Origin of the sequence: Streptomyces sp. NPDC057486 (genome assembly GCF_042802415.1) — a bacterium.
Taxonomy (GTDB): domain Bacteria; phylum Actinomycetota; class Actinomycetes; order Streptomycetales; family Streptomycetaceae; genus Streptomyces; species Streptomyces yanii.
The window spans coordinates 1-12,435 of the sequence record NZ_JBHVEE010000125.1 but is presented as its reverse complement, the minus strand read 5'-3'; the positions used below and the strand labels follow the sequence as shown (position 1 = coordinate 12,435).

The 12,435-nt window shown below is 68.2% G+C and carries 10 protein-coding genes and 2 pseudogenes; 8 read left to right on the top strand and 4 right to left on the bottom strand.

Annotated elements, in window-relative coordinates; genetic code table 11:
* Positions 1–487: 487 nt before the first annotated feature.
* Both ACFU6I_RS37775 and ACFU6I_RS37770 read left to right on the top strand, forming a co-directional pair.
* Positions 488–883, top strand: a pseudogene (locus ACFU6I_RS37775) (M4 family metallopeptidase); the annotation flags it as partial.
* A 34-nt stretch (positions 884–917) separates the two neighbouring features.
* Positions 918–1,103 (top strand): 3-methyl-2-oxobutanoate hydroxymethyltransferase, encoded by a 186-nt coding sequence (locus ACFU6I_RS37770; protein WP_384375671.1) that lies wholly within the window; start codon positions 918–920, stop codon positions 1,101–1,103.
* 13 nt (positions 1,104–1,116) lie between these two features.
* Here the strand turns inward: ACFU6I_RS37770 and ACFU6I_RS37765 are convergent, their stop codons facing one another.
* On the bottom strand, positions 1,117–1,362 hold the full coding sequence (locus ACFU6I_RS37765) for a helix-turn-helix domain-containing protein (protein WP_384375668.1): 246 nt from the start codon (positions 1,360–1,362) through the stop codon (positions 1,117–1,119).
* On the opposite strand from ACFU6I_RS37765, the gene ACFU6I_RS37760 reads away from it, so the two are divergent.
* Positions 1,325–2,230, top strand: a complete 906-nt coding sequence (locus ACFU6I_RS37760; RefSeq protein WP_384375665.1) for a hypothetical protein — start codon at positions 1,325–1,327, stop codon at positions 2,228–2,230. The two genes, ACFU6I_RS37765 and ACFU6I_RS37760, sit on opposite strands and share 38 nt — an antisense overlap.
* 102 nt (positions 2,231–2,332) lie before the next feature.
* The gene (locus tag ACFU6I_RS37755) at positions 2,333–3,034 is read left to right on the top strand and encodes a GlxA family transcriptional regulator (protein WP_384375662.1); all 702 of its coding nucleotides are present in this window, start codon (positions 2,333–2,335) and stop codon (positions 3,032–3,034) included.
* Between the two features lie 4 nt (positions 3,035–3,038).
* Here ACFU6I_RS37755 and ACFU6I_RS37750 read toward each other — a convergent pair.
* Positions 3,039–3,493 (bottom strand): annotated as a pseudogene (locus ACFU6I_RS37750) (site-specific integrase); the annotation flags it as partial.
* Between the two features lie 140 nt (positions 3,494–3,633).
* Between ACFU6I_RS37750 and ACFU6I_RS37745 the strand changes: the two are divergent.
* The 3 genes from ACFU6I_RS37745 (at position 3,634) to ACFU6I_RS37735 (ending at position 7,285) form a co-directional block, all read left to right on the top strand.
* Entirely contained in the window at positions 3,634–4,041 is a 408-nt protein-coding gene (locus ACFU6I_RS37745; RefSeq protein ID WP_384375659.1) for a hypothetical protein, read from the top strand.
* A gap of 110 nt (positions 4,042–4,151) precedes the next feature.
* Positions 4,152–5,600 (top strand): hypothetical protein, encoded by a 1,449-nt coding sequence (locus ACFU6I_RS37740; RefSeq protein WP_384375656.1) that lies wholly within the window; start codon positions 4,152–4,154, stop codon positions 5,598–5,600.
* A gap of 419 nt (positions 5,601–6,019) precedes the next feature.
* The gene (locus tag ACFU6I_RS37735; RefSeq protein ID WP_384375654.1) at positions 6,020–7,285 is read left to right on the top strand and encodes an IS701 family transposase; all 1,266 of its coding nucleotides are present in this window, start codon (positions 6,020–6,022) and stop codon (positions 7,283–7,285) included.
* A gap of 1,029 nt (positions 7,286–8,314) precedes the next feature.
* On the opposite strand, the gene ACFU6I_RS37730 is transcribed toward ACFU6I_RS37735, so the two are convergent.
* Together ACFU6I_RS37730 and ACFU6I_RS37725 are read right to left on the bottom strand one after the other, a co-directional pair.
* Positions 8,315–9,295, bottom strand: a complete 981-nt coding sequence (locus ACFU6I_RS37730) for a family 20 glycosylhydrolase (RefSeq protein WP_384375651.1) — start codon at positions 9,293–9,295, stop codon at positions 8,315–8,317.
* Positions 9,296–9,380: 85 nt separating this feature from the next.
* Entirely contained in the window at positions 9,381–11,273 is a 1,893-nt protein-coding gene (locus ACFU6I_RS37725) for an exo-alpha-sialidase (RefSeq protein ID WP_384375648.1), read from the bottom strand.
* 422 nt (positions 11,274–11,695) lie between these two features.
* Here ACFU6I_RS37725 and ACFU6I_RS37720 point away from each other — a divergent pair, with 422 nt between their 5' ends.
* Complete coding sequence (locus ACFU6I_RS37720; protein ID WP_384375645.1) at positions 11,696–12,100, top strand: Ig-like domain-containing protein; 405 nt, start codon at positions 11,696–11,698, stop codon at positions 12,098–12,100.
* Positions 12,101–12,435 lie beyond the last annotated feature (335 nt).

Sequence of the window (12,435 nt, the reverse complement as noted above, 5' to 3'; positions counted from 1 at the left end):
CGGGGCCTGGTAGAAGCGGTTTGCTCCAAGGCGCGGGCGACGGTGTGGAGGCGCAGTCCCGGACCGCTGTACGCCAACTGGGCTCTGCGCGCTGAGGTTACAGCCGGGGCGCCACCGGATCGTGCCGTGAGGCGAGACGTCCCCGCGTCCGGCGAGACGATGGCGGAGTGGGTGTGGCACCTGACCGTGACGGCCCGGAAGCGGACCAAGATGCCGGCCACATACCCCTGGCCACATACCCCAGCGCCGACGCCTCATATTGCTCGCCCCCGCTTGCCATCGCTCATCCCTTCCGCCAGACCGGTCCAGCGATTGTTCCGCGAGGGTGACAATCCGCATATGGCCATGCCTGAAACGTGAGCTGCATCGGTCAGGAACGTCACCGCTTCCTGGACCCGCGCCCACCGGTCCAACGAACCACCGCTGGTTCATTGACTGCTCGGGTTGGCATGCCTCCGACCGCTGGCGGACGATGAAGGCGGGGGCACTCGGAGAGGAACTGCTGCGCCCCGGAGCACAGGGCTTCGCGCTGCGCTCGATGAAGGCGCCCGGCATCGCGTACGACGACGATGAGCTCGGGAAGGATCCGCAGCCTGCCCACATGAACGACTTTGTGCAGACCTTCGCCGACAATGGCGGCGTGCACATCAACTCGGGCATCCCCAACCACGCCTTCTACCTCGCCGCCACCCGGCTTGGCGGCCACGCCTGGGATGGCGCCGGCCGTATCTGGTACGACGTGCTCACCGCTGGCAGGCTCGCCGGCGACGCCGACTTCACGTCCTTCGCACGGCTCACCGCGGACGCCGCCGACGCCTACGGGCCGCAGGAGCGCGATGCGGTACTCCAGGCGTGGGATACGGTCGGCGTACCCACGGCCTGAGTCGGCCAGTGTCCCAGTAGAACTGAGCGCCTGCGTGATCAGGAACCGCTGTGACGCGCAGGTGCTCGTGTGGCAGGACATGGCAGGGCTGCGCACGGGGCGGCTGCCGCGCTTCGTGAATCAGGACGCCGCCGTGCACGGCGTACTACTCAATGCCGTCCGGGACTTCGCGGCCGATGTGGCGGCGGGTACGTTCCCCGCACCGGAGCAGACCTTCTGACGGCGGGAGTGCGTCACGCCGCGCGGTAGGCGGCGGGGGTGACGCCGTAGGTGCGGGTGAACCACCGGGTGAGGTGGGCCTGATCCGCGAAGCCGGCCTCGGCGGCCGCCGTCGCCGGCGCCATGCCCTCGGCAAGGAGTGCGCGGGCTCGGCGCAACCGCAGATCCCTCTGGTACTCGCTGGGTGCGAAGCCGTACGCAGCGCGGAAGCCGCGGTACAGCGTGAAGCGGCTGCAGCCGGCCGTCCGGGGCCTCGGCACCGAGGTCCAGTACCGGCGGGTCGACAACTGGATCGAGGACCTGCCGGTCGTGCTCCGCTGGCAGTCCGACGCCGCCAATCCGCTCTTCCGGCTGTCGGTCGACCAGGGCAACGCCCCGATCGGTGCCTACAACCAGCCCGCCGGCCAACGTGTGATGCAAAATGGTCCCGCGGCCGTGGGTGTCTACAAGTCGTCCGGCGATCAGACATCGAACTACATCAACGCGCTGTTCCCCACGAACGGTTCGATCCGGGAACGGCGCGAGGCCGACGGATGGACGATCGCGGACACGGGGTCGATGTACTTCGCCTACAGGCTGGCGAAGCCCGGAACCTGGTACCACCAGACACCGAACGACCCGGCGAACAAGGTGAAGACGACGGCGCAGACCCACCCGACCGCGAGCCTCAGCTACAGCTACGACATTCTGCGCAGCCAGGCCGACAACAACGGCTGGGTGCTGGAATCGGCGGATGCCTCCGCGTACACCGACTTCGACGCGTTCGTGAGAGCCCTCACCAGTACCACCAGTCTGGACCTGGGTCACCTGGAGGACACGAATCCGCGGCTCGTGTATCACAGCCTGAGCGGCGACGACCTCGATATCACCTTCGACACGGCGTCCGAGGCGCCTGCCGCCACCCACCTCGTGAACGGCACGCCCATCGACTACGACTCGTACAAACTGTTCGACACCCCGTGGCTGCAACAGGACAAGCTGGGCTCCAGGTTCCAGGCCTCGGTCGATGGCGAATCCGTCGTCTACGACTTCGACCACTGGACCGTGACCGCCACGGACCACGAGGCAAGGGCGGGACGCCACTCGGATCACCAGGAGGGTCAGCGGGTCGTCCGGCGCAGGCAGTAGGGCGGCTCGCCGCGCCGCGCACGGCCGAAGTGCTGGCTCCGTCCGCCCCCGGGCCTTCCCGGCCCTCGTGGTGGGCGACGGGCGCCTCGTACCGAAGGCCGGGTGAACGGCAATAAGGCGTGCACCGGCCGGATCGTGGTGCTGGTACTGCCGGACGTGAATCTGCTGGATCTGGGCGGCCCGGTCCAGGTCTTCGACACGGTGTCGTACCTGGGCGCGGGGTACCGCATCGAGTATGTGGCGGACAGCCCGGAGACGGTGTCGGCCCAGGGCCTGCGGCTGGCCGGACTGGGGCCGCTGCCCCGGACCAGGTCGGGGGACCTGGTGCTGGTGCCGGGACCCCGGCTGCGCGCCGCCGCGCCGCTGGTGACAGCGACAGTGACCCGCTGGCTGCGCGACGCCGCGGCCGGCGGCACCCGGCTGGCATCCGTGTGCAGCGGCGCCGCGGCACACGCAGAGGCCGGGCTGCTGGACGGCCGCCGCTGTACCACCCACTGGTCGCTGACCGAGCCTATGCGGCGACGCTATCCGTTCGCCCAGGTGCAGGACGACGTGCTGTACGTCAACGACGGCGCGGTGAGCACCAGCGCAGGTATCTCCGCGGGCATCGACCTCGCGCTGTCCCTGGTCGAGCGCGACCACGGTCCCGCGCTGACCGCGGCCGTAGCCCGTGAGCTGGTCGTATATCTGGGCCGGGCGGGCGGCAACGGGCAGATCAGCCCCTTCCTCGAGTACCGCAACCATCTGCATCCGGTGGTGCACCGCGTCCAGGACCATCTGGCCCACCTGACCTTTCCCTCGTAGCGTGGAGGTGTGGCTGAAGGGCGAGTTCGTACAGCGCGTGCAGCCGGTCGGCGTTGGCCTTGTAGAGGAACTGCCAGGCTTCGGAGGCGGTGAGAGGCTGGAAGCGTCTGGGGTGGGGCGTGGCGGTCTTGACGTTCCGGGCGACGTTGCGTGGCAGCTCGCCCTCGCGGACGGCGCGTTCCAGGGCGGACTTGAGGACCGCGTGGACGTACGTCACGGTCAGCGGGGAGAGGCGCTTAACGCAGCACTGGCGGATGGCGCAGCAGGACCGCCGGACGGAGTCTCGTTCCTGGGCGCAGCATTGGCAGGTGGTGCGGAGCCCGTCGAGGAAGGTGCGGACGTCGCGGGCGATGAGCCGGGCGAGCTTCTTGGTGCCGAGGCCGGGGTTGAGGTGGAGGCGGCGTAGCGGGGGTGGGTGTTCTCTCGCAAGTGGTGAACGGCGACGCCGTCCAGCCAGTACGCAGGGAGATTCGGGTGTCCTTTCAACCGGATACGTCGTTGTCCACAGAGACCTCTCTGTCCACAGGGGGCTGGGAGCTATGACGGGGGCGGTGCCACGATTGCCTTATACACACATTTTCAGGGAGGGGATCGAGGTCATGAGCGCAGAGCTGAACAGCGTGAGTGAAGCGCTGTCGGAGTCGGACGCATACACGGTTCTGGCCGCCGCATGGGATGCGCTGGACCTCGCGGGCCGTCTGGCGGACGCCATCGCTTGGGACAACGCGAGCGACGAACTGCAGGCGCTCGTCGTGGCGCAGGAATGCTTCACCGCCCGGGATCTGCTGCCCGTGCCGGAGACGGGCGTTCCCCTCAAGCTGGCAGAGATCGAGCCCGGAACGGCCGGTGTTGCTCCCTACATCGGCCTGCTCGATCGGACCCATGGGGCGCTTGTTCGCCTCGCCTCGGCCGGGGACAGCAGCTCAGGCGCGCAGAGCCGCCTGAGCGAGGCGGCCCGACACGCATCCGCCGCGCGGGAGGCTCTCACGACGGTCCGGGAGCAGTAGTGGCCACTCTAGGAGAGCTCTTCGATACAGCCGGCGCGAATCTGCGAGCCGCGGCCGAGCAGCCCGTCACGTCTGACCAGGCAGCCGTAAGCCGCCTCTTAGACCAGTTCTTGGCGGATCTGGCTGCGGGACTCAGCGTCATCGACGACACCTCGCCGGCGAGCGACCTCGGCTTCCACCTTGCCCAGGCCCGAGATGCATTGCAGACAGCCCAGCGACTGCTGCCATCCCCGGCGGCGATCGCGTCCGGCTCGGCAGGGGACGGCATCGCGGGTGCGACCGCAGCTGTCAACGCGGTACGTGATCTCATCGAGAGCCATCACGGGCCCGACCGGTCCCCGCTGACCGCTTACGCCTACGCGTTCAGTACCCGTCCCGCTCGCGAATACCTCGCCCGACGGTCCGCCGAACTCGCGTGGGAGGCAAACCGGATCGTTATCGTCCTGGGCAGGGGCGTCGAGGACCCCGGCGTTGAAGCAGCCTTCGCCAATGTCCGATCATCTCTGGCCAAGGCTGCGGTATTCGGCCGGGAGGGGACCCGGAACGCCGACTGGGGGATCGCGGCCTTCTCGCTCGCACTGCCCGTCGAAGCGGTCCAGGCGCACGGCAGCGACGACACCCGGGATGTTCCCGAGCGCCTGGCTGAGGACTGCGACCGGCTGTCCCGGGTCGCGTTCGACACCCTGCACGACCGATCCGGACATCGGCTGAGCGGATCGGACCTGCAACAGCTGTCCCGCTGGACAGCGATGGGACGCCTGCTGGCGGGCCGATTGCTGTTGCGCGTCGCCGAACAGCTCCCGGACGCGGCGATCGCTGCAGTTCAGCGGGAGGCAGCCGGAGCCCTGCGGAGTTCCGCACAGGCGTGGCAGCAGTCTGCGGCCGCGTGGCATCGGATTGTGGACCTGGCAGACCCACGGGCCCATCCCAAACTGCCGCCGCCCAGCTATGACATCGTCCGACGCGGCCAGGTGGTCCGCCTGCCGCAGGTCGTCCCCCACCCGGCCACCGTGATCGCCCACACGTCGGCTGTGCGGGTGGGGCAGCTGCTGTTCGGTGCGCAGTGGCGACCGGACGGAGCAGGACGCCCCGAAGCGCGGCCGGTCCGCGAAATCCTGGACGACGTGCAGGGCGTGGGCGCTCTGGCGGCAATGCTGTACCGGCTGCCTGCCACCGGGTGGCAGCTGGCCGCAGCCGCGCCGCTGGCGGTGAAGCGGGCGCAGAGCGGACTGGTTACCGACTCCGTCGAGCACCGACCCGGCCCCGACAATCCAGGGCAGCGGCGCTTCTACCCTGTTCACCACCGACAACTGGACTCGCTGACCGGCACATACCGGACCGTGATGCCCGCCGAGCAGATCGCTGCGGCAGCACTGCTGGAGACGGCACGCCAGGGCGGAGCCACCGTCCCACGAGCTCTCCTCGATGCCGCGGCGCACCGTAACATCGCGGCACAGCAGCCATGGGGCCATGCGCAAACGCCGCGTCCCGCCGTACGAGCGGGGATCCCCGGGCCGCGCACGCAGCCATCTGCACTGGGGGGAGGATTCCGTCTGTAGCTCCTGCCCGGCAGATTCGTCCTTTGCGGACCGGTCGGATCGCTCGTCGCAGCGCGGCGTTTCTGCTGGCCAGAGCAGGCATGGTGGGCACGGATGCACAGGCTTACGAAATCAAATAGGGCCATCCTTCACACCCAGTAGCCCAAGGAGGTGTGGCCTCACAACCGCCTCGTGTGGGTGATGGCCCATGTGTCGTCCGCACTTCTGCGGCGGAGAGCCGTTGACCCTGGCATGCGAAGGATCATGTGTATGACAGTCGGTGCCGTACTACTCGTGTCGGCCCCGACGCTCGCGGATGCCAACAGCAAGGCCGGCTCCGTGGAGACTCATCGATGTACCCGGAGCAAGGACTACTAGTGCTTGGTCAGGTCGGTTGCGGTGGTGCGTGTCCTTCTGGCCCGGTGTGGCGTTGGGAGTGTGTGACTCCGGACGAGATTGCTGTGGTGCGTGGTGAGTTGGAGGCGTTCGCGGCGGAGGTGTTCGAGCCGTTCGCGCGGAAGGATCAGCGTCGGTGGGGGCAGGTCTACCTGCGGGGGCTGCTGACCGACGGGCGGCGCAAGTCGGTCGAGCCGATGGCGGCGCGGCTGGGTGAGGACGGGAACCGGCAGGCGCTGGCCAATTTCGTGACCACCAGCCCGTGGGATCCGGCGCATGTGCGGGCCAGGGTGGCCTGGAGAATGGAAGCGGCGATCCGGCCGTCCGCGCTCATTTTCGACGACACGGGGTTCTTGAAGGACGGGACCGCTTCGGCGTGTGTGTCGCGGCAGTACACCGGCACGGCGGGCAAGGTCACCAATTGCCAGGTCGGCGTCTCGCTGCATCTTGCCCATGACCACGCTTCGGCGGCGGTCAACTGGCGGCTGTTCCTGCCCGAGACGTGGGACCCCGCCTCTGCGAAGGCCGATCCGGACAAGGCCGCCCGGCGTGCCGTTTGCCAGATCCCCGAGGATGTCGGGCATGTGGAGAAGTGGCAGCTGGCTCTGGACATGCTCGACGAGACCCGCTCGTGGGGGATCGAGGTGCCGCTGGCCATCGCGGACGCCGGATACGGCGACGCTGCCGCGTTCCGGCGCGGGGTGCAGGCCCGCGGCCTGAACTACGTGGTGGGGATCTCCAGCACGCTGTCGGCCCAGCCCGGCGACGCGGTGCCGGTGGACGTGCCGTACTCCGGGACCGGACGCCCGCCGGTGGCGAAGTACCCGGACAAGCCGCGGTCGGTGAAGGAGTTGGTTGTCGCGGCGGGGCGGAAGGCAGCTCGGCCGGTGCAGTGGCGTGAAGGTTCCCGGCCCGGCACGGGCCGATCCGGCCGCAAGCGGATGTACTCCCGCTTCGTGGCCTTGCGGATCCGGCCTGCCGGACGCGAGGTCCGGCAGGCCACCGACGGCCCGGAGCTGCCGGAGTGCTGGCTGCTGGCCGAATGGCCTGCCGGCGAGCCCGAGCCGGTGCAGTTCTGGCTGTCCGACCTGCCCTCCGGCATGCCCCTGGCCTCGCTGGTGCGGCTGGCCAAGCTCCGCTGGCGCATCGAGCACGACTACCGGGAGATGAAGCAGGCCCTGGGCCTGGCCCACTTCGAGGGCCGAACCTGGGGCGGCTGGCACCACCACGTCACCCTCGTCTCCGTCGCGCACGCCTTCTGCACCCTGCAACGACTGGCCCAGGCCCCAAAAGACGCGGCGCCGGCCTGAGCCTCTACCAGGTCATCCGCGAACTCCAGACCCTGCTCGCGGTCTGGACCGGCGCCTGCCCCACCTGCCACCGCGACATACCCACACCAATACGAACCTGACCAAGTCCTACTACTGCATCGTCATCGAATACACCGAGGCGTCGCCCCACCGGGTGCCGCTGATCATCGCCCACAAGGTGTCGGGCAAGAAGGGGCACGCCTACTGGGCCCGGTGGACGTACAGGAAGTCCGGAGGGGGGCTCGAAGGTCAGCGGTTGGAAGAAGTCCAGCTGGACAGGCGACAACGCGCCAGGGGGCTGGTCCCGGTCGTCAGCTCGACGAGCTGGGTGGCGCGTACCGTCCCACCTGGGCTGTTCGTACGGGCACCGGCTTCTCGCCGCCGCGAGCCCCCAGGAGTGTGCAGTCGGCTCGATTCGCTTGGCCGCCAGCAGCCGCGTTGTTCGGCCTCGGCCGGGATGGTGACGGGGAGGTCGGACCGGTGCCGAGACGGCGGCGCATCGTGATCGCGACCGTATGCGTGCCGCCGGAGTGCTCGGGGGAACCCCCTTCGTCCAGATCTTGCGTACTTTCCGGCTGTCCGATCTTGCGTACGGCGCCGGGAAGCATCGCGCGGTGCGCGATGGCTACCCGCTTGCCGGTGGCAGTTCTTGATCGGCTTCTGCGGGCTGGCGGGTAGCCCGGGACAGGTCTCGTCTCCAAAGGCTTCGGTCTGGTCTCCACCAGCAGGGGATCGGGCTTGAGGATGCCCCCACCAGCGGCTCGTGTGGCAACAGAACACGTCAAGCCCACCCCGAACGGGCCCTTCGTCTTCCGTTCCGGGTGGCTTTGACCGCCGGACGCTACTGCTGGACGAGGCACTGTCAGACGCGAGCAGTTGGCGCGGAGCGTCCGTGCTGTCGCTGGTCTCGGCCCTGCCCACCGACACGGGCGTGGTCCGGAAGATGAGCTGGTACATCGTCGAAGACGGGCAGTGCGCCGAGGCCGGGGAGCTGAACCAGCGCGAGTACGGCGCTTGTGCGGGCCACATTCACCCCGGGCGGAGGCCGAAAGACATGAGCGCCTGGTTCTCGGCATGGGACCGATTGGCGCATGCCCGATGCCCCACCCTGACCGAGTGACATCTCCACAGCTCACTGCACCGAATCGCATTTTCGGACGGGACAGGGGGCGGGTTTGGGCGATCCCTATACCTGCTGCGGGAGGACCGCAGCCAGGGGCGGACGCTGTCCGACACCTTCTGCTCTGTCTGGAAGTCGGGGTTGTCGCACCAGATGGACAAGTGGGCCCCGGGCATGGGGGCGTCGGCGGGGAGTTGCATGTCCTTCGTCGGCCTGCGCAGGAACGTCCGCGGAGTGCACAGGTCGTAGATGCCCTGCGCCGACTTCTTTCCGGTCTCGTGCTGCTGCCCAGGCGTGAGAATGAAGTACAGGTGGTCGCCGTAGCCGTTGACGACGTCGTATCCGGCCCGGATGTAGTCCTCGACCGACGGCTCGGCGGTGTTCCAGCGGATCCAGGCCTCGACCTGCATGCGGCGGTCGATGTCGACGACACCCTGTCCGGGATGAATGTGGTCGTTCCACATCTTCGCGCGCTTGCCCCGCTCCGCGAGGACGTTCATATAGGTGTTGAAGCCGTCCAGGAGCGTGGCCTCCGGACCTGCCTTCCGGCGGGCGTAGTCGAGCAGCTGTGGCGAGTTCTCCCCGGTGATCTTTTTGGGGTACCAGGGGCATCCGAAGTACTCATCACCGCCGAGGTGGAACCAGGGGCCCGGGAAGAGGTCCGCGTATTCCTTGATCAGATCCGTCATCAGCTTGCGTGCCTCGGGCCCCTCGATGCGCCCGCCTTCGGCGACGGCGAGGAGATGGCGGTGCTCACCGACTGCTACGACGGCACCAGTTGGCGGATGCGCTCTTCCCAGCAGCACTCCTCGGTTGTCCTGGACGAGCCGCAGCGGGTGGACCGGATCGCGCTCGGCGAGGACATGCGACGCGGAGGCATGCAGGCCCAAGCCGTTGCGGTCGAAGGGGCGGACCTCGATGACTGGGCACGGGGCGCAGCGCCGTTCGAAGCGGTGCGCGCCCCGTGCGACAGACTCAGCCGAGGTTGATGCGCTCGCCGGTGTGCTCCACGGTGGTGACCGTGTTGCCCGAGGTGGAGGTCCAGCTCGAGCGGGGGGTGAAGTGGCCTGCGGTCAGGTCCTCCTGGGTGACGACGTGGTACGGGGTAGTGCAGGTGTACGAGGCGTCCGCGGCCAGGCCGCGCCAGCGGCAGTTGCGGGCGGCGGTCGCCGGGTCGAAGTCCTCGAGGTTCCCGCTCGGCGCGACTGTGGTGGCGGCGTCCGAGAGGTTGGTGACGGTGTAGGTGAAGGACAGCTCGTCTCCGACCTGGTAGCCGTCTGTCTGCGGGTTGGTCAGCTTGCCGCCCGTGACGAGGATGCGGCCCGGCGTGAGCTCGTCCTCGGTCTTCGGCACCTTGACCATGAGGGTGCTCTTCGAGGTATGTCCCTTCGCGTCGGTCAGCGTGGCGGTCAGGGGGTACGCGCCGGCTCGCGCGCTCGCCGGGGCGGTGAGGGTGGTCTTCACGGTCGCGGATGCGTCGGGCAGGATCCGGTCCGGCGCTGTCAGGTCGTACGACCAGTCAGCGGGCACCGTGAGGGCGAGGTCCTGCACGTGGAGCGTGCTCCCGCTCTGGTTGGTCACCGTGAGCTCGAACGACCGCGTGGTGCCGCGCTCGACGGAGGCGCCCGAGGCCGTGACCGGCGCGGCGACGCCGTTCAGCCAGGCGAGGTTGAACTGCGCGAACCGGATGCCGGCGTTGCCCCCGCCGGGCTCGTAGAGCAGGCCCATGTTGCCGTTCGGCAGGGTCGCCAGGGTTGAGTAGGCCATCCCGCCCGGCTGGAAGACGCGGCTGACCGGCCAGGTCTCACCGTCGTCGAAGCTCATCCGGATCGTGCCGTTGGTGCGCTGGCTGGTGGAGCCGGCGTTGGAGAAGAGCAGCACCTTGGCCCGGTCGGAGCCCTTCGGTGCGTTGGGGTAGGCGCGGACGATGGAGGCGTTGTTCGTCGGGTCCGGCAGCTCGCGGTCGATCGTCGCCTCGCCGTAGGTGACGCCGCCGTCCTCGGAGATGGCGACCTTGCGGTAGCCGGAGCGTTGGGAGTCGCGGGAGTTGAGCATGACGCGGCCGTCGGAGAGCTCCACGGTCTTGTTCTCGTCCATGCCGACGCCGACGGGCTTTCCGGCCTTCCAGCTCTTGCCGTGGTCGTCGGAGTAGACGGACATGGCCTGGAAGGCGCCAGCAGCGTTGATGATCGTGAACTGCTGGATCAGGCGCCCCGCGTGCTCGCCGTACTTCAGCTGGATGCCCCGGCCGGCGGCCGCGAACCGGGACCGCCAGCCGAGGTCGGTGGTGATGTCTGCGGTGATGACGTTGTGCTCCCAGGTCCGGCCGTCGTCGCGGGAGACGCTGACCTCGGCGTGCAGCACATTGCGGTTGTCGGGGGCGACGCCCGCCTGCGAGCCGCCGAAGCCCTTGTCGAAGGACTTCACATGGAAGTTGAAGATGTCGCCGGTGTGGCGGTCGACGATGTAGCTCGGGTCGGAGTAGCCCTCGATGGGTGCTTCGACCTTGCCCTTGTGGACGAAGGTCGGCTCGCCCCACGTCGTGCCGCCGTCGGTGGAGCGACGCTGCACGATGGAGTTGGGGCCGGGCGCGTCCATCGAGGTAGGCCGGCCGTCGTATGAGGCGAGGATGTCGCCGCCGTTGGTGACGGTCAGCGCCGGGATGCGGTAGTTGGGGAATCCGCCCTCGCCGTTGGTGGCGAGTTGCTGTTCCGTGTAGAAGGGCGTGCCCGCTTGCGGAGGCGTGGCGTCGAAGTCCGGTGCCGGCTCGGCGGCTGCGGCCGTGGGTGTGACGCCGGTCAGGGCCACGACGGCGGAGAGGCTGGCCAGCCCTGCTTGCCAGTGAAGTCTTCGACTAAAACGGGACATAACTGCCCTTTCGTCCGGAGTGGCGTGTGTCCGCTCCTTCTAATTTCGCCGAAGCATAAGACGTCAGATGTCCTCAAGTGAAGGCCTGCCGTGGAGGAGAAGTGTGAAGTCCGGTGACGGTGACCCGCCGCCACTTCAACGGCATGAGCATGGCCAGCATCTACAACTCGTCCGATGCCTACCAGCGGTTCGAATCGGCCCGGTGCAAGACGTGGTCATTCGCAACAACGTCTTCGAGCGGCCGGCCGGTCCGGTGATCTGGTTCGATCCGACCAACCGCGAGGTCGTGCCGGGGCAACCGATGCACCGTAACGTTGTTGATCGAGGACAACAGGTTCGACATGGCCGGGGGCGCCCTGGTGGTCGGCAGGAGCGTCGGGGACCTGACCTTCCGGAGCAACCACGTCAGGCGGCACGCATGAGTGAAGCTCCAGGGCGGCGCTGAACGGATGCGCATCGGTGACACGGCCCGGGTGACCGCCCAGACGCTGCCCGCGCGGTACACGGCTCCGTTGTTTACCTTCGACGGTGCCGACGACATCACGATTGCCGGCAGCGACTACGCGGACGACTTCAACGATCGGATCAGCACCCGGAACATGGATCCGACCGGGGGCACGGTGGTCGGCGACGACCTTGCCCTCAAAGCCGACAACCAGACGTCCGGCCCAGTGGTGATCACCTATTCGAGCAGCAACGAGAAGGTTGCACAGGTCGATGCCGACGGGGTCGTCACAGCGGTCGGCAGCGGCAAGGCACAGATCTGTGCCCATGTCACCGTCGGCGGGCGGGAGATCGCGGAGTTGTGGATGCACTCAAGTGGCTGAGGGGGCAGACTGAAGTTAAAGGACAACACAGCCTCGTGCTGCTCTCTGTGCGTCAGTCTGGATACGGCGTGTAGAGCTCTGATGACCGTGTCCGTTCCCGAGAGTGGGCAACGCGCTTGCGGGGCAAGGCCGCCCGTGGCTGCCATTGAACGTGTGCGGACCCTCGCCGAACACGAACGCCCCATGCAGGTGCAGGGTTCGAGTCGCTCGGAAGTAGGCGAAACGATGGCTAGGAAAACTGAGGAATAGTCAAGACCTGTGGATCAAGTCAGTCGCGGTGGTGTCGCTGACGTAGTCGGCGACTGGCGTCAGCGCGGACGCGTCGGGTTCTTCCG